The organism is Streptomyces sp. NPDC048671 (assembly GCF_055587045.1).
Genome location: NZ_JBVJHB010000007.1, coordinates 74,684 through 97,743, shown reverse-complemented (window position 1 = coordinate 97,743; position 23,060 = coordinate 74,684). Strand labels below are relative to the sequence as shown.

The 23,060-nt window shown below is 73.0% G+C and carries 18 protein-coding genes; 14 read left to right on the top strand and 4 right to left on the bottom strand.

What is annotated here, in order from left to right; translation table 11 throughout:
* The first annotated feature begins 53 nt into the window (after positions 1-53).
* Positions 54-1,964, top strand: coding sequence for a S53 family peptidase (locus tag ACZ6S6_RS15760; RefSeq protein ID WP_469705987.1), 1,911 nt, complete (start codon positions 54-56; stop codon positions 1,962-1,964).
* A gap of 227 nt (positions 1,965-2,191) precedes the next feature.
* Here ACZ6S6_RS15760 and ku read toward each other — a convergent pair whose 3' ends face one another.
* Positions 2,192-3,415, bottom strand: coding sequence for a non-homologous end joining protein Ku (gene ku / locus ACZ6S6_RS15755; protein WP_469705986.1), 1,224 nt, complete (start codon positions 3,413-3,415; stop codon positions 2,192-2,194).
* 60 nt (positions 3,416-3,475) lie between these two features.
* Here ku and ligD point away from each other — a divergent pair, with 60 nt between their 5' ends.
* The 8 genes from ligD to ACZ6S6_RS15715 all read left to right on the top strand — a co-directional run bounded on the left by ligD (position 3,476) and on the right by ACZ6S6_RS15715 (position 13,240).
* Positions 3,476-4,372 (top strand): non-homologous end-joining DNA ligase, encoded by an 897-nt coding sequence (gene ligD, locus ACZ6S6_RS15750; RefSeq protein WP_362960809.1) that lies wholly within the window; start codon positions 3,476-3,478, stop codon positions 4,370-4,372.
* A 153-nt stretch (positions 4,373-4,525) separates the two neighbouring features.
* On the top strand, positions 4,526-6,658 hold the full coding sequence (locus tag ACZ6S6_RS15745) for a PBS lyase (RefSeq protein WP_469705985.1): 2,133 nt from the start codon (positions 4,526-4,528) through the stop codon (positions 6,656-6,658).
* Entirely contained in the window at positions 6,655-6,984 is a 330-nt protein-coding gene (locus ACZ6S6_RS15740; RefSeq protein WP_469705984.1) for a zinc-ribbon domain-containing protein, read from the top strand. Before ACZ6S6_RS15745 ends, ACZ6S6_RS15740 begins: the two co-directional genes overlap by 4 nt.
* Positions 6,985-7,078: 94 nt before the next feature.
* On the top strand, positions 7,079-7,897 hold the full coding sequence (locus ACZ6S6_RS15735) for a hypothetical protein (protein ID WP_362960818.1): 819 nt from the start codon (positions 7,079-7,081) through the stop codon (positions 7,895-7,897).
* Entirely contained in the window at positions 7,894-9,216 is a 1,323-nt protein-coding gene (locus ACZ6S6_RS15730; RefSeq protein ID WP_469705983.1) for an ATP-binding protein, read from the top strand. Before ACZ6S6_RS15735 ends, ACZ6S6_RS15730 begins: the two co-directional genes overlap by 4 nt.
* Before the next feature lie 80 nt (positions 9,217-9,296).
* Positions 9,297-10,676: an FtsW/RodA/SpoVE family cell cycle protein gene (locus ACZ6S6_RS15725; protein WP_362960821.1), complete on the top strand. Its 1,380-nt coding sequence runs from the start codon at positions 9,297-9,299 to the stop codon at positions 10,674-10,676.
* Positions 10,677-10,710: 34 nt separating this feature from the next.
* On the top strand, positions 10,711-12,168 hold the full coding sequence (locus ACZ6S6_RS15720; protein ID WP_362960824.1) for a peptidoglycan D,D-transpeptidase FtsI family protein: 1,458 nt from the start codon (positions 10,711-10,713) through the stop codon (positions 12,166-12,168).
* A gap of 4 nt (positions 12,169-12,172) precedes the next feature.
* The gene (locus ACZ6S6_RS15715) at positions 12,173-13,240 is read left to right on the top strand and encodes an amidase family protein (protein ID WP_469705982.1); all 1,068 of its coding nucleotides are present in this window, start codon (positions 12,173-12,175) and stop codon (positions 13,238-13,240) included.
* 45 nt (positions 13,241-13,285) lie between these two features.
* On the opposite strand, the gene ACZ6S6_RS15710 is transcribed toward ACZ6S6_RS15715, so the two are convergent.
* The 3 genes from ACZ6S6_RS15710 to ACZ6S6_RS15700 form a co-directional block, all read right to left on the bottom strand.
* Entirely contained in the window at positions 13,286-14,179 is an 894-nt protein-coding gene (locus ACZ6S6_RS15710) for a hypothetical protein (RefSeq protein ID WP_469705981.1), read from the bottom strand.
* A 273-nt stretch (positions 14,180-14,452) separates the two neighbouring features.
* Entirely contained in the window at positions 14,453-15,595 is a 1,143-nt protein-coding gene (locus tag ACZ6S6_RS15705) for a protein kinase family protein (protein WP_469705980.1), read from the bottom strand.
* Between the two features lie 20 nt (positions 15,596-15,615).
* Positions 15,616-16,731, bottom strand: coding sequence for a ferritin-like domain-containing protein (locus tag ACZ6S6_RS15700; protein ID WP_362960839.1), 1,116 nt, complete (start codon positions 16,729-16,731; stop codon positions 15,616-15,618).
* Positions 16,732-16,909: 178 nt separating this feature from the next.
* Between ACZ6S6_RS15700 and ACZ6S6_RS15695 the strand changes: the two genes are divergently transcribed.
* The 5 genes from ACZ6S6_RS15695 (at position 16,910) to ACZ6S6_RS15675 (ending at position 22,967) form a co-directional block, all read left to right on the top strand.
* On the top strand, positions 16,910-17,845 hold the full coding sequence (locus tag ACZ6S6_RS15695; RefSeq protein WP_362960842.1) for an AurF N-oxygenase family protein: 936 nt from the start codon (positions 16,910-16,912) through the stop codon (positions 17,843-17,845).
* A gap of 89 nt (positions 17,846-17,934) precedes the next feature.
* Positions 17,935-18,687 carry a TetR/AcrR family transcriptional regulator gene (locus tag ACZ6S6_RS15690; RefSeq protein WP_362960845.1) on the top strand — a complete coding sequence of 251 codons (753 nt, stop codon included), beginning with the start codon at positions 17,935-17,937 and terminating at the stop codon, positions 18,685-18,687.
* 17 nt (positions 18,688-18,704) lie between these two features.
* Positions 18,705-18,971: a hypothetical protein gene (locus ACZ6S6_RS15685; protein ID WP_362960848.1), complete on the top strand. Its 267-nt coding sequence runs from the start codon at positions 18,705-18,707 to the stop codon at positions 18,969-18,971.
* Positions 18,972-19,065: 94 nt separating this feature from the next.
* Positions 19,066-21,624, top strand: coding sequence for an outer membrane protein assembly factor BamB family protein (locus tag ACZ6S6_RS15680; protein WP_469705979.1), 2,559 nt, complete (start codon positions 19,066-19,068; stop codon positions 21,622-21,624).
* A 161-nt stretch (positions 21,625-21,785) separates the two neighbouring features.
* The gene (locus tag ACZ6S6_RS15675) at positions 21,786-22,967 is read left to right on the top strand and encodes a C40 family peptidase (protein ID WP_469705978.1); all 1,182 of its coding nucleotides are present in this window, start codon (positions 21,786-21,788) and stop codon (positions 22,965-22,967) included.
* Positions 22,968-23,060: the final 93 nt, after the last annotated feature.

The window sequence follows — 23,060 nt, the reverse complement described above, 5'->3', positions numbered from 1 at the left end:
CGCAGGGGGTTGTTTTGAGAATCAGCCGCGCCGGACGACGCGCCGGGCTGAGCATGGCAGTGACACTGCCACTGCTCGCCGGTGCGCTCGCCCTCGGGATACCCAACGCCAGCGCCGACACCGCACCGGTCGGCCGGGACGCGCTCCAGGGCACCAAGCCGGCCTGGGCCACCGCCACGGCCGACCAGGGAGCCACGGCCGACAGCGGAAAGGTCGCCGTCCGGGTCCACCTCGCCGGACGGGACGCGAAGGGGCTGGCCGCCTACGCGGCCGCCGTCTCCGACCCGCGGTCGCCGTCGTACGGGAAGTACCTGAGCGCCGCGCAGGCGCAGGCGCGGTTCGGGGCCACCCAGCAGCAGATCGACCGGGTCAGCAAGTGGCTGAAGGCCGCCGGGCTGACCGTCACCGGCACCAACCAGCACTACGTGTCGGCGACCGGTGAAGTCGCCGGCACCGAGAAGGCGTTCAGCACCCAGCTGCGCAACTACCGCAAGGGCGGCCACACCTACCGCGCCCCGGCCTCCACCGCATCGGTGCCGGCCGAGCTGAGCGGCGACGTGCTCGCCGTCTCGGGCCTGGACAACGCACCGCACAAGTCCACCCACGACGAGGTGCTGCCGCCGCCGGACGCGGTGTTCCGCAACTCCGGCCCGACCTCCTCGTACTTCGGCTCGAAGACCGCCTCCACCCTGCCGAGCGCGTACGGCTCCAAGGTGCCGTACGCGGTCAAGGGCTACACCGGCAAGCAGCTGCGCGCCGCTTACGGGGCCGGGAACTTCACCGGCAAGGGCGTGACCGTCGCCATCACCGACGCGTACGCCTCCCCCACCATCGCGAAGGACGCCGCCGAGTACGCCAAGCGCAACGGCGACGCACGGTACAAGCGCGGGCAGCTCCGCCAGGTGCTGCCGGACGACTACACGAGGACCGAGGAGTGCGGGGCCTCCGGCTGGTACGGCGAGGAGACCCTCGACGTCGAGGCCGTGCACGCCGTCGCGCCCGCCGCGGACATCGTGTACGTGGGCGGCGCGTCCTGCTACGACGACGATCTGCTGGACTCGCTGAACAAGGTCGTCGACCACCGGCTCGCGGACATCGTCTCCAACTCGTGGGGCGACATCGAGGCCAACCAGACCCCTGATCTGGCGCTCGCCTACGACCAGGTGTTCAAGATGGGCGCGATCGAGGGCATCGGCTTCTACTTCTCCTCCGGCGACGACGGCGACAACGTCGCGTCCACCGGTACCAAGCAGATCGACGTCCCCTCGAACTCCGCCTGGGTGACCTCCGTCGGCGGTACGTCGCTGGCCGTCGGCAAGCACGACACGTACCAGTGGGAGACCGGCTGGGGGACCACGAACGCTCCCCTGGCGGCGGACGGGAAGAGCTGGACCGGCTTCCCCGGCGCGTACACCTCGGGCGCGGGCGGCGGCACCAGCTCCACCGTGAAGCAGCCGTCCTACCAGCGCGGCATCGTGCCGGACTCGCTGGCGAAGGCGAACGGGAAGACCCGGATGCGTACGGCTCCGGACATCGCGGCCGTCGCCGACCCGAACACCGGCTTCCTGGTCGGCCAGACCCAGACGCTGCCCGACGGATCGCTGGGCTACGACGAGTACCGCATCGGCGGCACGTCGCTGGCGGCGCCGGTCATCGCCGGTGTCCAGGCCCTGGCACAGCAGGCGCAGCACGGCCGGCCCATCGGTTTCGCCAACCCGGCGATCTACGCCCGCTACCAGTCCAAGGCGTACCACGACGTGACGGACCACCCGCTGGGCAAGCGCCATGACCTGGCCGTCGCCCGGGTGGACTTCGCCAATGGCTACGACGCGACGGACGGTCTGCTGACCTCGGTGCGGAGCCTGGGCAAGGACGCCTCGCTGTCGGCGGTGCGGGGCTACGACGATGTGACGGGCGTCGGCACCCCGGCCCCCGGATACGTGAGCTCCTACCGCAGGCACTGATCCCCGGAGCAGTGACGCGGTAGGCGAAAACGGACCGAACGGCCGTCCCGGGGCGCGAGCCCCGGGACGGCCGTTCGGCGGTCCGGAGCCGCGCACCACGGTGAACAGCGGCCGGTCCGGGCCGTTCAGTGACCAGCGAGAGGTCTAAGGCGTCGCGGGTCCGCGCGTAGCGGGCGGCCTTCTCCGAGGCGGCGATGTCCAGCACCCCGCGCGGCCGGGGCCGGCGGTCAGGCCGAGGCGCGTTTGCGCGCGGCGCTCTTCGTGCCGCTCCGCTTCTTCGCCGCCGTCGTCTTCTTCGCCGTCGTCGTCTTCTTCTTCTTCCTGGCGGCGGTGCTCTTCGCCGTCGTCTTCTTCGAGCCCGTCCCGCCGCTCGGTGTGCTCTTCTTCGCGGCCGTCTTTCCGGCCCCGGCCGGGGACTTCTTCGTCCCGGACGTCCCGGACGACTCGGGCGAGGAGCCGGTGGACTTCCGGGCCCCGGAGCCCGAACCGGAACCCGAACCGGATCTGGAACTTGAACCCGAACCGGATCCGGATCCCGAACCGGACGACGTACGCGAGCCGGACTTGCCGGCCGGGGCACCGCGGGTGGCGCCCTTGCGGTCCGCGAGCGAGGTGACCTCGGCGACCGGCGCCTCCTCGCCGTCCTCCTCCGGCCGACCCCCCTCCGGCCCGTCCCCCCGGGCCTCCTTCGCGGCCCGGACGCTGCTCTCCAGGGCCGCGACCAGGTCGAGCACCTTGCCGCCGGAGTCCTCGGGCTCCGCCGTCCGCGGCACCTCGCCGGCGGCCTTGGCGGCGACGAGCTCCTCGACCGCCTCCCGGTAGTCGTCGCGCAGCGAGTCCATGTCGACCTCGCCGAGCGTGGCCATCAGGGCGTCGGCCAGGTCGAGTTCGGCGTCGCGCACCTTCACTCCGGCGTCCGGGGCGACGCCTTCGGGGGCCCGGATCTCGTCCGGCCAGAGCAGGCCGTGCATCGCGATCACGTCATCGACGACCCGCAGCATCCCGAGGCGCTCGCGCCCGCGCAGCGCGTACTTCGCGACGGCGACCTTCCGGCTCCGCTTCAGCGCCTCGCGCAGCAGGGTGTACGGCTTGGCGGCCGGGACGCCGTTGGCGGAGAGGTAGTAGGCCGCGTCCATCTGGAGCGGGTCGATCGAATCGGCCGGCACGAACGCCACGATCTCGATCGTCTTGGCCGTCGGCAGCGGCAGTGAGCCGAGGTCCTCGTCGGTGATCGGGATCATCGAGCCGTCGGCGTCCTCGTAGGCCTTGCCGATCTCGGCCGCGGGCACCTCTTCCCCGTCCAGCTCGCACACCTTGCGGTAGCGGACCCGGCCGCCGTCGGTGAGGTGGATCTGGCGGAAGGAGACCGAGTGGTTCTCGGTGGCGTTGACCAGCTTGACCGGGATGCTGACCAGCCCGAAGGAGATGGCGCCGTTCCAGATGGACCTCACCGGTCACCCCTTACAGCCCTCATATGCCTATAGATCCGTTTTGCGTGTGATTCTTATCGTATGTCGCCAATCACCGAAGTGGAGGGGCGGCGCCTGACGCTCAGCAATCTGGACAAGGTGCTGTATCCGGCCACCGGCACCACCAAGGGCGAGGTGCTGCACTACTACGCGGCCACGGCCGCCGATGCGCTGCTGGCGCATCTGCGGGAGCGGCCCGTGTCCTTCCTGCGCTACCCGGACGGGCCGGACGGACAGCGTTTCTTCACCAAGAACCCGCCGCCCGGTACGCCGTCCTGGGTACGGACGGCCACGGTGCCGCACCGCGAGAACGAGGGGGCCCGGCAGATCGTCGTGGGGGATCTCGCCTCGCTGGTGTGGGCGGCCAACCTGGTGGTGGAGTTCCACACCCCGCAGTGGCGGGCCGGTACGCCGGGGGTGGCCGACCGGCTGGTGTTCGACCTGGATCCCGGGTCGCCCGCGAGCGTCGTGGAGTGCTGCGAGGTCGCCCTCTGGCTGCGGGAACGCCTGGCGGCGGACGGCCTGGAGGCCTACGGGAAGACGTCCGGGTCCAAGGGGCTGCATCTGCTCGTCCCGCTGGAGCCCACGGCGTCCGAGCGGGTGTCGGCGTACGCGAAGGGGCTGGCCGTTCAGGCGGAGCTGGAGCTTCCGGATCTGGTGGTGCACCGGATGAGGCGGGCGCTCCGGCCGGGAAAGGTGTTCGTCGATTTCAGCCAGAACGCCGCGGCCAAGACGACCGCCACCCCCTACACCCTGCGCGCGCGGGCCGAGCCCTCCGTCTCCGCCCCGGTCACCTGGGCGGAGATCGGGGAGTGCCGCGACCCTGGGGAGCTGGTCTTCCTGGCCGGTGACATGGCGGAGCGGCTGGGGCGGTACGGGGATCTGCTCGGGCCGCTCAACGAACCGGGCCGGGGGCGTCCGATTCCGGACACGGCATAGCCGCCGGGCCCTCCCGCCGCGGGGCATACCGCACCGCCGCCTTTGTTGTCATGCCCAAAGGCAAAAGGCCGCATGCGGCGGGTGGATTGTCAGAGCGGTGGTGCACACTCTGCGCAGACACTGCTTCGTGGTGACGCGTGGGGAGGCGATGACGTGTTCGCGGGGATCGACGAGGTCGACTGGGCCTCGATGGAGCATGCCTACGGGCCTGCCGATGATGTGCCCGGCCTGCTCCAGGGCCTCGCGTCCGCCGATCCGGCGGAGCGCGAGGGAGCGCTGGACGGGATGTACGGGGCCGTGCACCACCAGGGTGACGTCTACGCGTGCACCCTCGCCTGCATTCCCTTCCTCTTCGAGCTCGTCGTGGATCCGGCGGTCCCGGACCGCGGAGGCATCGTCGAGCTGCTCACCAGCATCGGCGGCATCGACCTCGACGAGGACGACGAGGACGAGATCGACGAGGAGGAGATCGAGGGCGCGGCGAACTACGCGATGGCGGCGGCCGCGGTCACCGCGGGCGCCGGGGTGTTCTTCGCCCTGATGGCCGACGACGACCCGGGCGTACGGGTCTCCGCCCCGCTGGCGCTGGCCACCCTGCACGGCCACCCCGCGCGGGTCCTGACCCTGCTGCGGGAGCGGCTGGCGGTCGAGCCGGACGACGAGGTGCGGCTCGCGCTGGTCGAGGCGGCGGGGCGGGTGGCCCTGCGCCACCGGCCGCTGACCGACCAGATCGCCGACTGGCTGAGCCGGCTGGCCGCCGAGGCGTATCCGCCGGGGCTGCGGCTGGCGGCGCTGGCCCAGCTGGCGCGGTGCGCCCCGCAGGCGCTGCCGGGCGATGTGGTGCGGGTGGTGGCGGGGCTGCTGCGGCAGCTGCGCTCCTCGCCGGTGGCCGCGGAGCCGGGGCCACGGCCGGCCGAGGCGCTCAGCGAGCCGGAGCCGGCCGGGGTCGAGGAGCGGGCCGCGCCGGTGACCCTGGTGGGGCAGCTGCGGGCGCTGTCGGCCGAGGAGAGCGCGGGGCGCGCGGCGCCCTGGACGGCCGATCTGCTGCGGACCCTGCATGTCGGCCTCGACGACCGGGTCGCCGAGCGGACGGCGCTGCTGACCGATCAGCTGTGCAGCCCCGACCGCTGGCAGCGTATCGACGCGGTCCGGATGAGCAGCGGGCTGATCCGGGCCTGGCGCGGTTCCTACGGGGAGCTGGTGCGGCTGGTCGGCGAGCAGCTCGGCGCGGCCGAGCCGAGGCTGGCCGAGGCCGCCTCGCATGTCCTGGAGGAGCTGTTCGGCCTGGCCGCACCGGCCGCGGACGCGCTGGCGGCCCGGGTCGCGGCGGATCCGGGGGCCTGGGTGAAGGAGTGGGCGAGCGGGCCGCCGGGGCTCGGCAGCGCGGTGAAGGCCCTGTCCCGGCTGGGCGACGCCCGCGCCGTGCCCGCGCTGGCCGCGGCGCTGGAGCGGCCCGAGGTGCCGCACGACGTGGGGTTCGCCATCGGCTATCTGGGGCAGGCGGCCCGTCCGCTGGCCGGTGCGCTGCGGCGCAGGCTCGGCGAGGTGGGCCTCGACGAGGCTGCGTACGACCGGGCGAGCCCGCTGCTGGCCGGGCTGACCGCGCTGCGGGCGGGCGAGGCGGCACCGGAGGTGCTGCGGGTGCTGCGCGGGGCCCCGGAGTACCGCGGTGAGTGGCTGCGCACGGCGGCGCTGCGGGCGCTCGGCTCGTTCGGGCCCGCGGCGCGCTGCGCGGTGCCGGAGCTGCGGGCGCTGATCCGGCGTCCCGGCACCGCGGCGGCCACGGAGGCCGCCGAGGCGCTCTGGGCGGTCGACGGGGACGCCGACGCCGTGCTGCCGGTGCTGATCGAGGGACTCCAGGCGGAGCACGCGCACGAGCGGCGGGCGGCGGCGAGCGCGCTGGGCCGGCTCGGTGCGCGGGCGGTGGTGACCGCGCCGCGGCTGCGGGCGCTGCTGGGGCACGAGGAGCTGTGGCTGCGAGTGGACGCGGCGATCGCTCTGTGGGAGGTTTCCGGGCGGGCCGGGGAGTCCGTTCCGGTGCTCCTGGCGGCCTGGGAGCAGAACCGCCATGTCAGGGTTCGGGTGGCCGGATGCCTGGCGCGGATGGGGGCCGCCGGTGCGGGGTCGGACGCGGTACATGTGCTGCGCGCCGAGCTCGCCTCCGTACGCCGTCACAACGCGATGGACGGCGGCTACGGCAGCCATGACACATACGAGGACGAGAAGCTGCTGGCGCTCTGCCGCCGGGCGCTCACGGGTAATCCGGGGAAGGGACCCACGACATGATCATTTTCGGTACGCGAGGCTATCTCTACCAACTGGCCGTCATGACGATGGTCTGCGGCTGGTGCGGGAATCCGTCCGCGCACACCCTGCGCAAGCGGGTCACGAAGTTCACGCTGTTCTTCGTGCCGCTGTTCCCCTTCTCGACGAAGTACGCCACCCAGTGCACGTTCTGCGGTGGTGAGCAGAAGATACCCAAGGAGCAGGCCGAACAGCTGCTGGCCCAGCACCTGGCGTCGCAGGACGGCAACCCGTTCGGGCAGTCGCAGCAGCAGCCGGGCTTCACGCCGGGAGCGCAGGGCCAGGGACAGAACCCGTATCAGCACTAAATACGCATAAGAGACTTCCGTCCGAATAAGGTCTACGGAGCCGGGGCCGTGCGCGAGCCCGCCGGCTCGACGGACCTCGGGAACGGAGAGAGCCATGCGTCCGCAGCACCGGGCGGGGCCCCGCGCGGCGGCCCTGCTGGCCGGCGCCGCCCTGCTGGCCGGATGCGGCACCGGTGGCGGGCTGAAGAGCACCGGGCCGGCCCCGGCCGCCATCGGGCCCGCCCACCTCTGGCCGGAGCTGCCGCCCGCCTCCGCCGCCCCGTACGACTACGGCGAGGGCGAGACCGCGCACATCCCCGGCATCACGGTCCCGGGCGGCGATGTGCGCCGGCTGGACCCGGTGGCGGTGGTGCAGGCGGGGCTGAGGGCCCGCCCCGACCGCTCCAGCGGTACGGACGAGCTCCCGGACTCGGCGGTCCGCGCGATCAACGCCTGCCGGACCGCGCCGGACGACTGCCCGGTGCTCGCGCCGTACTACCGCGATCTGACGGGTGACGGCAAGGACGAACTGGTCCTCGCCATCAAGCTGGCCGACCGCCAGCTCTCCGTACGGGTCTACATGCCGGAGCCGAGCGGGCTGACCCGGATCATGTCCACATCGGACGCGGTGATCAGCGTGGAGCTGGCCGGCCGGGACCTGATCATGCGGGCGCCGTCGGCCATCACCGGGTACGAGTACCGCACGGCCTGGTCCTGGGACAGCAGGCAGCGCGCCATGCTGCCCACCCAGGACGGGATCCTGCGCATGACCCCACAGCCGAAGCCCGGCCGGCGGCAGCCCCCGAGCGCGCGGCCCTCCGAGCGGCCCAGCGAACTGCCCTCCGCCGCGCCGACGGCGCCGCCGCCCACCGCGCGGCCGACCGCCGCACCCACCGCGGCGCCCTCGGCCGCCGTGTCCGCGGAGCGCCGGTGAGCCGCCGGCCGCCGAGGGCCTCGTGGGGCCCGCGCGGGCTGCGGATGCCCGCCTGGACCGCCTCGCTGACCTGGAAGGCCGCGGTCTTCATCACCGTGATGTGCTGCGTGCTCGCCGCCCTGCTGGGCGTGCTGGTGCACACCGCGGTCACCCGTCAGACGGTCGGCCACGCCCGCGAGAAGGCGCTGACCCGGCTGGCGGACGTCACCGCCGCCTACGAGGCGGGCGCGGCGCTCCCGCCGCGCTCGGGTCTCGATCCGCCGGGGCTGCCCGAGTCGCTGCGCGCCCTGGCGGCCGGCGGGGAGCGGGGCACCATGGTCTCCGACCACCTCGGCCGGCCGACGATGTGGGCCGCCACCCCGGCCGACGGCCACGCGCTGGCGACGCGGATCGACTACAGCCAGAGCGCCCGCACGATCAACGGCCTGGACGGGGCGATCATCGGCTCCTCGCTGCTGGCGATCGGCGCCACACTGCTGGCCGGCGGGTTCGCCGTCACCCGGGTCACCCGGCGGCTGCACCAGAGCGCGCGGGTGGCCCGCCGGATCGGGGCCGGCGATCTCGACGCCCGCGTCGCCGACCCCCGTACGGCCGGCCCCGCGCGCCGGCAGGACGAGGTGGCGATCGTCGCCGGTGCGCTGGACACGATGGCCTCGGCGCTCCAGCGCAAGCTGCTGACCGAGCAGCGCTTCACCGCCGATGTGGCGCACGAGCTGCGCACCCCGCTGACCGGCCTGTCGGCCGCCGCCGAACTGCTGCCACCGGGCCGCCCGTCCGAGCTGGTGCAGGACCGGGTCCGGACGATGCGCGCCCTCACCGAGGACCTGCTGGAGATCTCCCGGCTCGACACCCGTACCGAGCGGGCCGATCTGGATGTGCACGAACTGGCGCCGCTCGTCGAGCGAGTGGCGTCCGCCTCGGGCACCGGCACCGAGGTCGCGGTCGTCCGGGACGGGCCGCCGGTACGCGTCGAGACGGACAAGCGGCGGCTGGAGCGGGTGCTCGGCAATCTGATCAGCAACGCGCACCGGCACGGCCGCCCGCCGGTCGTGCTGACGGTCGACGGGCCGGTGGTGACCGTACGCGATCACGGCGAGGGCTTCCCGGAGTATCTGACCGCCGGAGGTCCGCAGCGCTTCCGCACCGAGGGCGGCAGCAGGGGACACGGTCTCGGGCTGACCATCGCCGCCGGGCAGGCCCGGGTGATGGGCGCCCGGCTGGTCTTCGAGAACGCGGCGGACGGCGGGGCGGTGGCCCGGCTGACGCTGCCGGAGTACGTGGGCCGCGAGGAGGATCCGCCACCCGGCCCCCGGCCCTGACGGCCCGCCACCGGAATCCCGCGAACCTCCGCACTATGACATAAGGGAAATACCCCCCGCCTCTTGCTACGTTGCGTGGCATGACCGCAACGACAGCGGACGCACCCCCGCCCGAGCTGCGCCTGCCCAAGCGGCGCGGCGTGGAACTCTCGCTCCTCGTCGGGGCCGTCCTCATCTCCGTCTACGGCTACGCCGCCGTCGGTCTGGCCAGGAACGACGCGGTCCCGCCCGATGTCGCCGGGTACGGCGGCGGTCTCGGGCTGCTCGCGCTGCTCGCCCATCTCGCCGTCCGCTTCCGCGCCCCGTACGCCGATCCGCTGCTGCTGCCCATCGCCGTCCTGCTCAACGGCCTCGGCCTGGTGCTGATCTACCGGCTCGACCTGGAGACCCCGAAGGACCAGGCGGCCCCCACCCAGTTGGTCTGGTCCACGCTCGGCGTCGCGTTCTTCATCGCGGTGGTGGTGTTCCTGCGCGACCACCGGGTGCTCCAGCGCTACGCGTACCTCTCGGTGACCACGGCCCTCGTCCTGATGATCGTGCCGATCTTCTTCCCCGCCGTGAACGGCGCCAAGATCTGGATCAGGGTCGGCGGATTCTCCTTCCAGCCCGGCGAGTTCGCCAAGATCCTGCTCGCCGTGTTCTTCGCCGCCTACCTCGCGGCGAACCGCAACGCCCTCGCGTACACCGGCCGCAAGATCTGGAAGCTCCAGCTCCCCACCGGCCGGGTGCTCGGCCCGATCGTGGCGATCTGGCTGTTCAGCGTCGGAGTGCTGGTCCTGGAACGCGACCTGGGCACCTCGCTGCTCTTCTTCGGCCTGTTCGTGATCATGCTGTACGTGGCGACCGGCCGCACCGGCTGGATCGCAGTCGGGCTGCTGCTCGCCGCCGTCGGCGCGTTCGTCGTCGGCTCCTTCGAACCGCATGTGCACAGCCGGGTACGGGACTGGATCGACCCGTTCGCCTCCATCGACGCGGGCCGGGGGGCCGGCCAGCTCGCCCAGTCGCTGTTCGCCTTCGCGGCCGGCGGGATGCTCGGCACCGGCCTCGGGCTCGGGCACTCCATCCTCATCGGCTTCGCCGCCAAGTCCGACTTCATCCTGGCGACGGCGGGCGAGGAGCTCGGCCTGACCGGGCTGACCGCGGTCTTCATGCTGTACGCGCTGCTGGTGGCGCGCGGCTACCGGGCCGGGCTCGCCCTGCGCGACTCCTTCGGGCGGCTGCTCTCGATCGGCCTCGCCTCGATCCTGGCGCTCCAGGTGTTCGTGATCGCGGGCGGGGTGATGGGGCTGATCCCGCTGACGGGCATGGCGATGCCGTTCCTCGCTCAGGGCGGTTCGTCCGTGGTCACCAACTGGATCATCGTGGCGCTGCTGATCCGGATCAGCGACCTGGCCCGCAGACCCCACCCCGACCAGGTGGAGACCGGAGTCATCGCGCCCATCCTGGAGGACGAGCTGTGATCCCGTACGCGCCGACCGTGCGGGAGGCCCGGCCGTGATCCGCTACATCCGGCGCGCCGCCGCCTTCTGTCTGCTGCTGCTCGTGGCGCTGCTGGTGAACGCCGCCCGCGTCCAGGTCTTCGAGGCCTCCTCCCTCGACGACAACCCCGCCAACCGCCGGAACACGATCGACCGTTACGACCAGCCGCGCGGCAACATCCTGGTCGACGGCAGATCCGTCACCGGCTCCAAGGACACCGGCGAGCAGCTCGCGTACGAGCGCACCTACCGCTACGGCCCGCTGTACGCCCCGGTGACCGGATACGCCTCGCAGACGTACGGCACCACCCTGATCGAGAACGCCGAGGACCCGGTCCTCTCCGGCACCGACCCGATGCTCGCCCCGCTCCCCTTCTGGAACGAGATCACCCGGAGCCGGCAGCCCGGCGGCGACGTCGTCACCACGATCAAGGACTCCATGCAGCGCGCCGCGTACGAGGGGCTCGGCGGCCGGCGGGGCGCGGTCGCGGCCGTCGAGCCGACGACCGGCAAGATCCTGGCGCTGGTCTCGACCCCCTCGTACGATCCGGGGCGGCTGTCCGGTACCGGTTCGTCCGTCACCGACGCCTGGCGGCAGCTCAACTCGGACCGGAGTCAGCCGATGCTCGACCGGGCCATCCGGCAGACGTATCCGCCCGGCTCCACGTTCAAGATCGTGACGGCGGCGGCCGCGCTGGACGCCGAGGTCGTCACCGACCCGGACGCCGGGACCGACACCCCCTCCCCCTACGTCCTGCCGGGCACCTCGACCACGCTCCCCAACGAGGCGAGCGGCTGCGCCAAGGCGTCCCTGGCCGAGGCGATCCGGGTCTCCTGCAACACCGTGATGGCCCACCTCGGGGTGCGGGTCGGCCTGGACGGCATGGTGGACGCGGTCGGCAAGTTCGGCTTCAACGACACGGGGCTGAAGATCCCGTCCGGGGTGGCGAAGAGCAACTTCGACACCGACATGAGCGACGATCAGCTGGCCCTCTCCTCGATCGGCCAGTTCGACACCACGGCGACCCCGCTGCAGATGGCGATGGTGGCCTCCGCCGTGGCGAACGGCGGCGAACTCATGTACCCGCACCTGGTGGACCGTACGACCACGCACAGCGGCTCCACCGTCCGCACCACGGGGTCGCGCTCCTACCACCGGGCGATGAACCCGCAGACGGCGACGTGGCTGCGCCGGATGATGACCGACGTGGTGGAGGACGGCACCGGCACCAACGCGGCCATCGACGGGGCCACGGTCGGCGGCAAGACCGGCACGGCGCAGCACGGCATCGACAACACCGGCACGCCGTATGCCTGGTTCATCTCCTGGGCGCAGGCGCGGGACTCCGCCCGGCCGGCCGTCGCGGTCGCCGTGGTCGTCGAGGACGCCGCCGCCGACCGGGCCGACATCAGCGGCGGCGGCAGTGCCGCGCCGATCGCGCGTTCCGTCATGGAGGCGGCGCTGGGAGACTGAGCGCATGACGGCTTCCAGTCGGGTGCCCGCGGCCCTGGCCGCGATCGAGCGGGCGGACCCGCGGCTCTGTGCCTTCCTCGATGTCTGGCGCAAGGAGGCGCTGGCCCGGCTGCCCGGCGCGTCCCGGCTCCCGCTGGCCGGGCTCCCGTTCGCGGTGAAGGGCCGCGCCGGAATCCGCTCGTACGCGGCCCGGCGGCTGATCGCGGCGGGCGGTGTCCCGGTCGGCTCGACCTCCGTGCCCGGCCCCGGCACGCACTGGCAGACCTGGGGTCTCGGCGCCCACGGCCGGACGGTCAACCCGTGGCGGCCGGACCGGACTCCGGGCGGTTCATCGGCGGGCTCCGCCGCGGCGGTCGCGGCGGGGCTGGTGGAGCTGGCGACCGGGAGCGACGGGGCCGGGTCGGTGCGCATCCCGGCGGCCTGGTGCGGGGTGTTCGGCCTCAAGACGACCAGCGGTCTGCTGCCCTCCCCCGACCGCTCGGGGCTCGCCTCCGCCGGGGTGCTGGCCCGGTCCGCCGCGCACGCGCAGCTGTATCTGCGCTGTGTCCTGGACACGTACGAACCCGCCGTGGCGGAGCTGCCGCTGCGCGCCGTCTACAGCCCGGACCTCGGGTACGCGGACGTCGACCCGGAGGTCGAGGCGGTGGTGCGGGGCGCGGTGCGGCGGCTGGCGGCGGCCGGGGTGATCCGGCTCGCGGACACCGGCTGCGAACTGCTCGACCCGGCGGCGGTCTGGCAGGCGGTACGCGACGGCCGGGCGGCGGCGCCCGACGAGGAGCTCCGACGGGAGAACGACCGCAGGCTGGACGCCTTCTTCGCGGACGCGCCCCTGCTCCTCACCCCGGTCACCCCCAACCGCCCCCACGGCCACGAGGGACCGGGCGAGCTCTTCTCCACCGCCCTGACCTGGGCGTTCAACCTGAGCGGGCATCCCGCGGCGAGCGTGCCCGCCGGATTCACCCCGGACGGCTGCCCGGTCGGGCTCCAACTCGTGGCGCGGCGCGGAGCCGATGTCCCGCTGCTCGCCATGGCCGGTGCGGCACAGAGGGCGCTGCCCGGTGTGCGGCCGTGACAGCCGCCGAATCCACGGCGCCCGGCGCCCGGCGCGACGAGCTGATCAGCCGGCCTGGGCGGCGCCGATCGGCTTGCGCGACTCGGCCCTGACCCGGGCGGTGTCCAGCGCCGCCTTTTCGAGGTCGACCTTCTCGGGGTCCTGGGCCGCGGTCTCGGGCGTGACGACGGCGACGAAGGACGCCGTGTTGTCGTCTCCCCAGGCGCACATCGGGATGGTGCTGGTGATCGCGCCTTCCTTGGACCGCACGACCTGGCAGGAGACGGTGATCCCGTACCCGTCGGGAGTGAACTCCCTGGCCGGTACGGCGATGGTCATGCCTTCCGTCTGAGCGGCCCCCTCCAGGATCTTGCCCCGGGTGAACGCCGGTCCCTTGATCCGTCCCCACATACCGGAGATGACCAGGGTGCCGCCGGCGGAGGAGGTGTACTGGGTGACGACGGCCTTCGCGTCGCGGATGCTCGGGTCGTAGGTCTCCTCGACCTCCCGCCCCTCGGTCGCCGAGGAGTCCTCGAACAGCGTGTACTCCTCGTCCAGCAGCTTCTTCGGCACGGTCAGCCGGTACTCGGCCGCGGGAAACTCACCGCTGACCGCCGACGCCCCGGCGTCGGCCAGCCGCGAGACCCCGAACGCGATGCCGCCGGCCACCACCAGCGCGCCGACGACAATCCCGACGATCAGCCCGGTCCGCTTCTTCCGGGGCGGCGGCGGTCCTTGCGGGAACCCGAAGGACGGCGGCGGCCCCTGCGGATACCCGAAGGGCTGCGGACCGGGAGCCAGCTGCTGGGCGTACGGGCTCGGCTGCCCGTAAGGGCCCTGCTGGAACTGCGGGTTCTGCTGCCCGTACGGGTTCTGCTGGGGCTGCGGCGGCGGTCCGTACGGGCCCTGGCCCTGGGGTGCTCCGTACGGGCCCTGCGGCGGCTGCGGCGGCGTGGTCATGGCGCCCAAGTTACGTCATGGGCACGAACACCCATTCGACAGCACCGGGCCGCCGCCCTGGCATGACGTCGAGCACGCCATCACCCGGACCCTGCTCAGTAGTTCCACGCCTGGTAGCCGTTGTTGAAGCTCGCGCTGCTGCAGGGCCGCCGACCGGCGAGCTCCAACAACCCTGGCGTGGACCGGAGATCGATAGCTGCGACACTTTTGGCCATTTCCTGGTTCCGGCACCCATTCCGTGAGGCCGGTCTACGGCGTTCCGCCGCAGTGACGTCACGTCACATGGGGCCGTGGTGCGGTGTGATGACCTCGTAGCGCCGACGCAGCCGCGGCCCGGTCGATCCCGGCCGCCGGATAGGGCGTCCGCTTGCTCACGGTCAGCAGGCGGCGGTGGAAGCCGTCCAGGACGAGGGCGGGCGCCGCGTGCCGGTCGAGGACCGCGGCGGCCCCGGACGGGACGCCCCCGGGCCGGTCGCCCGCGATCCAGCCGCGCAGGAAGGCGGCGTCGCACACGTCGTCGAACAGGTGGTGGCGGACCAGATGGCCGGCGACGTAGTGGCGGTCGTACGCGAGGTGCCCGGCCAGGAACGCGGACTCCTCCGGGGAGAGTTCGAACGCGGAGCTCAGGGCGAGGCCGAAGTCCGCGAAGCGGACCGAGCTGCCGTCGGTCAGGATGTTGTGGAAGTGCGCGTCGAAGTGCACGAACCCGCGGGAGCTCATGAAGTCCGCCCCACGGGCCAGGGTCTCGTCCAGCCACGCGTACGGCGGGCTCTCCCCGCCCTCCCTGGCCGCCGCCCGGCGATCGCCCAGCCAGGCCGCGAGGGTCTGCGGCACATGTTCCAGGAAGAGCACCAGGCTCGCCGGGGACCGGCCGACGGCGTCCAGCCGGGCGCGTACGGCCGGGGAGCCCTCCCAGTGGGCGACCGCCCCGTCGACGCCCCCGAACTCGTCGGCGAACCCCTGCGGAGCGGAGTCCGGCAGGACCCGCCAGTGGTACATCAGCGGAAAGTCCCCGTACGCGTCACCGAGGACCCAGCCGGTGGTGATCGTGTGCGCGGCCAGCTCGCGCCAGGCCCCGAATCCGGCCGAGCCCGCCCCGTACTGGTAGAACGTCGGCAGCCCGAAGAGGTTGGCCGTCGACCGCACGTTCTCCGGCCGCAGTTCGAGGTCCGTCAGCGGTACCCGTTTGACGAAGACCCGGGTCCCGCACACCTCCAGCTCCGCCGACCTGCCGCCCATCCCGGATCCGAGCGGGGTGGCCGCGCGGACGGCGTCGCCCAGCCGGCGGTCGCTCAGCAGCGACAGGTGGGTGGACACGGCCCCGTGGGCGGCCCGGCGGGCGAGCCGCCGCCGGTCCGGGTGGTCCGGCACCGGCCCGGCGGCGACCGGACCGGCGGCATCATCGGTCTCACTCATGCTCACTCATGCGGCCGACCCTACTCAGCGCTCTCCGCCCCGCCGTCCGCGATCGCATCCGCGACCTCCGCCACCCGCGCCTGCTCCTCGGCCTCGAAACGGTCCCGGTCCAGCTGTTCGGCTATCTCCTCGTCCTGGGCCATGAGCAGGTCCAGGCTGGAGTCACCGAGTTCGAGGACGCCCATGTCGACGTACGCCTTCTGCAGCCGCTCGCCCCACAGCCCGATGTCCTTGACGCACGGGACGATGCGGCTGAACAGCAGCTTGCGGAAGAGCTGGAGGAACTCGGAGTGCTCGGAGAGCTCCTTGGCCTCCTGCTTGGCGATGCCGAAGTTCTCCAGCACCTCCACTCCGCTGAGCCGGTCGCGCATCAGGTAGCAGCCCTCGATGACGAACTCCTCGCGCTCGCGCAGTTCCGCGTCGCTCAGCTGCTTGTAGTAGTCGCGCAGCGCCATCCGGCCGAAGGCCACATGGCGGGCCTCGTCCTGCATGACGTACGCGAGGATCTGCTTGGGCAGCGGCTTGGTCGTGGTGTCGCGGATCATGCCGAAGGCGGCCAGGGCCAGCCCCTCGATGAGGACCTGCATGCCGAGGTAGGGCATGTCCCAGCGGGAGTCGCGCAGGGTGTCGCCCAGCAGGCCCTGGAGGTTGTCGTTGACCGGGTACAGCATCCCGATCTTCTCGTGCAGGAACCGGCCGTAGATCTCCGCGTGCCGGGCCTCGTCCATGGTCTGGGTCGCGGAGTAGAACTTGGCGTCCAGATCGGGGACGGACTCCACGATCCGGGCCGCGCAGACCATCGCGCCCTGCTCACCGTGGAGGAACTGGCTGAACTGCCAGGAGGTGTAGTGCTTGCGCAGCTCCCCCCGGTCCCTCTCGGTCATCTTCGCCCAGTGCGGGGTTCCGTACAGGGTGAGGCCCTCGTCGGGGGTGCCGAGCGGGTCGGTGGGGTCGACCTCCAGGCTCCAGTCGATGCGCTTGTTGCCGTCCCACTGCTTGTCCTTGCCCTTCTGGTACAGGGCGAGGAGGCGCTCGCGGCCGTCGTCGTAGTCCCAGCTGAAGCGGGCGGCGCCCGAGGCGGGCACCGTCCACAGCGGCTGGTCGGGGGCGGTGGTGTAGAGGTCGTGGGTCGACATGGACGGCTCCTTCGCCTCGCATGCTCCGACAAGTCACCTGTCGATTGGCTCAGTTGGCAGGTTCACACGTTGGTAGACGCCGGGTCAACAAGTCGTGCGCAAGGGATTGACGGGCTTGCTGACAGACGGTCTCATAAGAGATGACCGCCGGTAACCCATGTGTGAGGTGCCTCCAGCCATGACGTCAGCGACCGAACACGATGTACAGCTGCTCCGCGACGCGCTCGGCCCGCTCCGGGACCGCGAGCAGATCGCCGAACGGCTGCTGGAGGCCTCGGCCAAGCACTCCTTCGACCCCGACAAGGAGCTCGACTGGGACGCGGCGCCCGAGGACGGCAAGTGGTTCTGGCCGCCCGAGCTGATCTCCCTCTACGACACCCCGATGTGGCGGAGGATGTCGCAGGAGCAGCGACAGGACCTGGCCCGGCACGAGTCGGCCTCCCTGGCCTCGCTCGGCATCTGGTTCGAGATCATCCTCATGCAGCTGCTGGTACGGCACATCTACGACAAGCCGGTGACCAGCAACCACGTCCGCTACGCGCTCACCGAGATAGCCGACGAGTGCCGGCACTCGATGATGTTCGGCCGGATGATCACCTGGGGCGGGGCGCCCTGCTACCCGGTCCCGCGCAGGTACCACAACCTCGCCCGGGTGCTGAAGACCGTCTCCACCACACCCGGTTCGTTCGCGGCCACCCTGCTCGGCGAGGAGATCCTCGACTGGATGCAGCGGCTCACCTTCCCCGACGAGCGCGTCCAGACCCTGGTGCGCGGCGTGACCCGCATCCATGTGGTCGAGGAGGCCCGGCACGTCCGGTACGCCCGCGAGGAGCTGCGCCGCCAGATGGTGACCGCGCCCCGCTGGGAGCGCGAGCTCACCCGGGTCAGCTGCGGCCAGGCGGCCCGTGTCTTCTCCGTCTGCTTCGTCAATCCGCAGGTGTACGGGAGCGTCGGGCTGGACCCCCAGGAGGCCGTGGCCCAGGTGCGGGCGAGCGGGCACCGGGCCGAGGTCATGCAGTCGGGCGCCAAGCGGCTGACCGACTTCTTCGACGACATCGGAGTCCTCAACGGAGTGGGGCGCAGGCTGTGGAAGAGCTCGGGCCTGCTCGCCTGACGGCCCCGGACACGGCACCAGCGCTTACGACCTGGTGCGCGACAGGGAGCGGGCTCCCTGTCGCGCACCAGTTCGTTACGCTGGCCGGTATGACCCCTGCCGCAGCCGCGACGCCGAACCGCGCGTACCGAAGGCTCAGCGTCGAGGAACGGCGCGCCCAGCTCCTCGGTGCGGCGCTCACCCTCTTCGCGCACCGGGCCCCCGACGAGGTCTCGCTCGACGAGGTCGCGACGGTGGCCGGGGTGTCCCGGCCGCTGGTCTACCGCTACTTCCCCGGCGGACGGCAGCAGTTGTACGAGGCGGCGCTCAGGTCGGCCGCCGAGGAACTGATCCTGTGCTTCGCGGAACCGGCCGTGGGCCCGCCCACGGAGCGGGTGACGCGGGTCCTGGACCGCTATCTCGCCTTCGTCGACCAGCACGACGCCGGCTTCAGCGCACTGCTGCGCGGCGGCAGTGTCGCGGAGACGTCCCGTACGGGCACGATCGTCGACGAGGTACGGCGGGCGGCGGCCGACCAGATCCTGCTGCACCTGGGCCGGGGCGCGGGCACTGATCCCGGACCGCGGCTGCGGATGATGGTGCGCACCTGGATCGCGGCCGTCGAGGCCGCCTCGCTGATCTGGCTGGACGAGGGGAAGCAGCCCGCCGCCTCCGAGCTGCGCGACTGGCTCGTCGACCAGTTCATCGGACTCCTCGCGGTCACCGCGGCCACGGACCCGGCGACCGCGGCCGCCGTGGCCGAGCTGCTGCCCCTGGAGACCGCGGCGGGCCCGGCCGGCCGGCTGGCGGACCGGCTGATCCCGGTGGTCGGCGAGGCCGCGCATCTGCTGCCGCCGGGCTGATCGGTCAGACTGGGGCGGTGAGAAGCGAGAACACCCCCTTCACCGGCGGCCCGCTGGACGGACGGGTCCTGCCCGTACTCGTCGGCGCGACCGGCCACCCGCCCAAGTGGTACGAGGTCCCGGTCCCGGACGCCGACGGCGGGCCGGCCACCGTGTACGCGTACCGGCGGGTCCCCGCCGGACACTCCAAGCGGCTGGGGATCCAGCGCGGCTGGTTGTACGAGTACGCCCCCGGCGGCCGTGAGCGGCACAGCCCCAAGTGGCCCTGGTCTAAACCGCGATGACGCATATGGGGTGAATCGGGGCGATGCTCCCGGCCTCGGGGGAGACCGTAAGATCGACGATCCGGTCCGAGGAAGGTCACACAGGGGGTGCGCCATGGAAGCGCTGCGTCAGGACGATCCACGCCGCTTCGGCCCGTACGCGACGCTGGCACGGCTGCGTGAGACAGCCGCGGCGGTGCAGTACCTGGCGCGCGGCACGGCCCCGGGGGATCTCGCCGTGATCACCGCGGCGCGGCCCGCGCTGGCCGCGCTGCCCGCCTTCCGGCGGCGCTTCGAGGCGGAGGCGCGGACCGCGGACCGGCTGGCCGGCGGCTGGGTGGCGGCGCGGCTCGACACCCGTACGGACGGGTCGGGGGCCGACGACCCGCTGTGGACGGCCTCGGAGTACGTGCCGGCGGTGACCCTCGCCGAGGCGATCGAGACCGCCGGGCCGCTCCCCGAGCGTGCCGTGCGGATACTGGGCGCGGGCGTCGCCGAGACCCTCTCCCGCGTGCACGCCACCGGGGCCGTGCTCCAGGGTCTCGCCCCCAGGACGGTGCTGCTGGCCGGGGACGGGCCGCGGCTCACCGCGTTCGGCCCGCTGGGTGCGGCGGCCGACGCCGAGGCGCGGCCGGGCGGGCAGCTCTCCGTGCGGCTCGGCTATCTGACCCCGGAGCAGGTCGAGGGCAAGGAGGCCGGTCCGGCGTCCGACCTCTTCGTGCTGGGCCTGCTGCTCGCGTACGCGGCGACCGGCAGCACCCCGCTGGCGGACGGTCCGGCGGCGGAGGCCGCCGAGCGGATCGCCCACACCGACCCCGAGCTGGCCGCCGTGCCGGACGCGTTGCGCGATCTGGTCGCCCGCTGTCTGGCGAAGGACCCGGCCGACCGGCCGACGGCGGGTGCGGTGGCCGCGGAACTGGCCCTGGAGGGCGCGGCCGGGCTCGCGAAGGGCGGCCAGTGGCTGCCGGCTCCACTGTCGGCGGCCGTGGCCGAACAGGGCGTACGCGCCCAGGCGTTGGAGGCCGCACCGCCCGCCGTCGAGGACTCGGCGGGCGCCCCCGCCACCGATGCCCCGGACGTGCAGGACGTGCAGGACGCCGTGGTGCCCGCCGCCGGGTCCGAGGCCCCCGCGCCCGGCCGGGACACCCGGACCGCCCAGTTCGGGATCATCGACCACCGCGCCCCGCGGCCCGATCTGGCGACGGCCCAGCTCTCGATGCCGCGTGAGCTGCCCGGCCCCCCGGCCGCCCTCCCCGCCGGGCCGCCGGCCCCTTATGCCCTGCCCGCGCCCGCCCCCGCCGCACTCCTTCCCGCCGCCCCGCTCCCGCTCCCGGCCGCTCCCGAGCGCGCCGCGGCCGACCGCCGGACCCTGCTGATCGCGGCCGCGGCCGGGGCCGCCGGGCTCCTCGTCGGGGGCGGCGGGGTGCTGGCTCTCGGGCCGGGCGACGACGCGAAGTCCACCGACGACGCCAAGCCCGCCCCGAGCAGCAGCCGGCCCGTCATCGCCGGGCTGCCTCCGCAGCCGCGCTGGATCCATACGCACCCGGAGTCCGAACCCGCCCCCCTCACCGCCGCCGTCTGGAACGACCGGCTGCTGGTGGTGACCGACGAGACCCATGCCTCCGCCCTCGACCTGCGCACCGGCCGCCGGGTCTGGGAGAGCGCGGACGGCGCGAAGGGCCAGGCCGCCCTGCCGGCCGGCAAGGAGTTCTGTTTCATCGCGGGTCCGGCCGAGTTCCTGTGGCTGTCGGCGAAGGACGGCCGGGTGGCCCACCGGGTGGCGTACGCCGACGAGTTCGAGGGCGCCCCGCACCTGACGGTGCCCGAGCTGGTCGGCGCGTCCGGTTCGACCGTCTGGTTCACCGGCTCCACCAAGAGCACCGTGAAGGCCCCCAAGCCGAAGAAGGGCAAGAAGCGCGGGAAGGACAAGCAGGTCGTCACGTCGTTCCTGTTCGGGTACGACATCGAGCAGCGCAAGGAGCTGTGGCGCACCCCCGTGCCCAACGGCCGCGGCCCGGCCGCGCCGGTGTACCGGCTGATCGCGGTGCGGCCGGACGACATCGTCGTACGGCAGAGCCAGGTGTCGCTCACCCCGGCGGACGTGAAGGCGGCCAAGGGCAAGGGCAGGTTCCGCGGCTTCGACCGGAAGACCGGAAAGGCGAAGTGGACCGAGACGTTCGGCGGCGTCACACCCGGCGGCGGGGCCGTGGGCGATGCGGACGGCCGGCTGTACGCGGCGGTCGGTGACGACCTCCGGGCCTTCGGGACGTCCGACGGAAAGCCCAAGTGGACGCTCAACGGCAGCCGCGGCTCCCACTTCGGGAACTCGGTCGAGGCCGGCGCACTGCTGCACACCACCAACAGCAACCAGGAGGTGGGAGCGGTCGACCGGGAGACCGGGCGGCTGCGCTGGCTGCGGTCGACGGAGGGGCCGCGCACCGACGTGACTCCCGCGATCACCGTCAGCGCCACCGGCGCGACCCTGCTCGCGGCGAGCTCCGGCCAGGTCACCGCGTTCTCGGCGGCCGACGGGCGGCGGCTGTGGAAGTTCCAGGACATCGGGGAGCAGGACCCGAAGGGCGCGACGGCCACCACCAAGTACCAGGTGCTGGCCTCCGGGAAGAGCGCCGTCGTCCGGCGCGGCCGGGTGTTCTACGCGTTCCCGGTCGACTGACCGCGGGGCCGGGAAGGCGGCGGATCCGCCGCCTTCCGGGGGATCGGGCCGCCGCCACGCCGCCCGGTCCTTGAATCACCTGACGGCAGGTGAGCGTATGGAGGAATTGCGCTCACTTATGGGGTAGTCCGACGATTCACCCCGCTATCGGAGGTGATGTCGTGCCGGGCAGCGTCTTGCGCTCCATCTGTACGACGGCGCTGGCAGCCGTCGTCGTGACCTCACCGGCCGCCGCCGTGGCCGCCCCCTCCCCCGTACCCGCGGACCCCGGCAACGGAAGCGCGGGCGCCGCCGCCCCGGAAGCGGCCGCCGGCAGTCCCGCCGCGCTGCTGAGCGAGCTCCAGAAGCTGTACCAGCAGACCGAGGAGGCCACCGAGGCCTACAACGGGACGGTGGCCGAGCTGAAGAAACGGAAGGCGGAGGCGGAGAAGCTGGACGCCGCCCTCGTCACCGCCAGGCTCTCGCTGTCCCGCGGCCGCGACGCCGCCGGGCGGCTGGCCCGCGAGCAGTACCAGGGCCGTTCCGACTTCTCCTCGTACCTGCGACTGCTGCTGTCCCGCGACCCCGGGCAGGCCCTGGACCAGGGGCAGGTCATCCAGCGGCTGGCCGCCGGGCGGGTGGCGGCCGTGAAGCGGCTCACCGGCGCCGAGAAGCGTGCCGACGAGCTGGCGAAGGAATCCCGCAAGGTGCTCGACCGGCAGCAGGTGCTGGCCGCACGGCAGAAGAAGGAACGCGACGCGGTGGACAAGCGCCTCAAGGGGGTCGAGGCGATGCTCGCCACGCTCTCCGCCGGCCAGCTCGCCGAGTTGTCCGGCCTCGAACAGAAGGGCACCGCCGCGGCCCAGGGCGCGCTGGCCGCCTCGGGCGCCCTGTCCTCGACCCGGCCGCCGTCCGAGGAGGGCGGCGAGGCGGTCCGGTACGCGGTCCGGCAGATCGGCAAGCCGTACGTGTGGGGCGCCGAGGGCCCCGGCTCGTTCGACTGCTCCGGACTCACCTCGCAGGCCTGGGCGAACGCCGGGCGCCCCATTCCGCGGACCTCGCAGGAGCAGTGGCGCCAGCTCCGGAAGGTCCCGGTGAACGCGCTGCGCCCGGGTGATCTGGTGATCTACTTCCCGAAGGCCACCCATGTGGCGCTGTACATCGGCAACGGCCTGGTGGTGCAGGCGCCCCGGCCGGGCTCCCGGGTGAAGGTCTCCCCGCTGGCGTCGAATCCGCTGCTGGGCGCTGTCCGGCCGGACCCGGAGAGCGCCCCTCTGCGTACGTACAAGCCCCCGGAGCTCCCCCAGGGAGCCTCCGGGGGCTCCGACGAGGGCTACAGCGTCTCCACGGCCCCCACCGGGTAGCGGCCGCCGCCGCACGCGCGCCGGCCGGGCCGGGGACCGCCGGCGATGGCGACGGGCCCGGCCCGGCCGGTTCGTTCAGGCGGTACGGGGCGC

Coding starts and splice junctions, on each gene's coding strand:
- ACZ6S6_RS15700 (WP_362960839.1), bottom strand. CDS start 16,731: ATGTCGACCCACGACCTCTACACCACCGCCCCCGACCAGCCGCTGTGG.
- ligD (WP_362960809.1), top strand. CDS start 3,476: ATGTCGCCAATCACCGAAGTGGAGGGGCGGCGCCTGACGCTCAGCAAT.
- ACZ6S6_RS15695 (WP_362960842.1), top strand. CDS start 16,910: ATGACGTCAGCGACCGAACACGATGTACAGCTGCTCCGCGACGCGCTC.
- ACZ6S6_RS15680 (WP_469705979.1), top strand. CDS start 19,066: ATGGAAGCGCTGCGTCAGGACGATCCACGCCGCTTCGGCCCGTACGCG.
- ACZ6S6_RS15715 (WP_469705982.1), top strand. CDS start 12,173: ATGACGGCTTCCAGTCGGGTGCCCGCGGCCCTGGCCGCGATCGAGCGG.
- ACZ6S6_RS15740 (WP_469705984.1), top strand. CDS start 6,655: ATGATCATTTTCGGTACGCGAGGCTATCTCTACCAACTGGCCGTCATG.
- ACZ6S6_RS15690 (WP_362960845.1), top strand. CDS start 17,935: ATGACCCCTGCCGCAGCCGCGACGCCGAACCGCGCGTACCGAAGGCTC.
- ACZ6S6_RS15760 (WP_469705987.1), top strand. CDS start 54: ATGGCAGTGACACTGCCACTGCTCGCCGGTGCGCTCGCCCTCGGGATA.
- ACZ6S6_RS15710 (WP_469705981.1), bottom strand. CDS start 14,179: ATGACCACGCCGCCGCAGCCGCCGCAGGGCCCGTACGGAGCACCCCAG.
- ACZ6S6_RS15735 (WP_362960818.1), top strand. CDS start 7,079: ATGCGTCCGCAGCACCGGGCGGGGCCCCGCGCGGCGGCCCTGCTGGCC.
- ACZ6S6_RS15725 (WP_362960821.1), top strand. CDS start 9,297: ATGACCGCAACGACAGCGGACGCACCCCCGCCCGAGCTGCGCCTGCCC.
- ACZ6S6_RS15705 (WP_469705980.1), bottom strand. CDS start 15,595: ATGAGTGAGACCGATGATGCCGCCGGTCCGGTCGCCGCCGGGCCGGTG.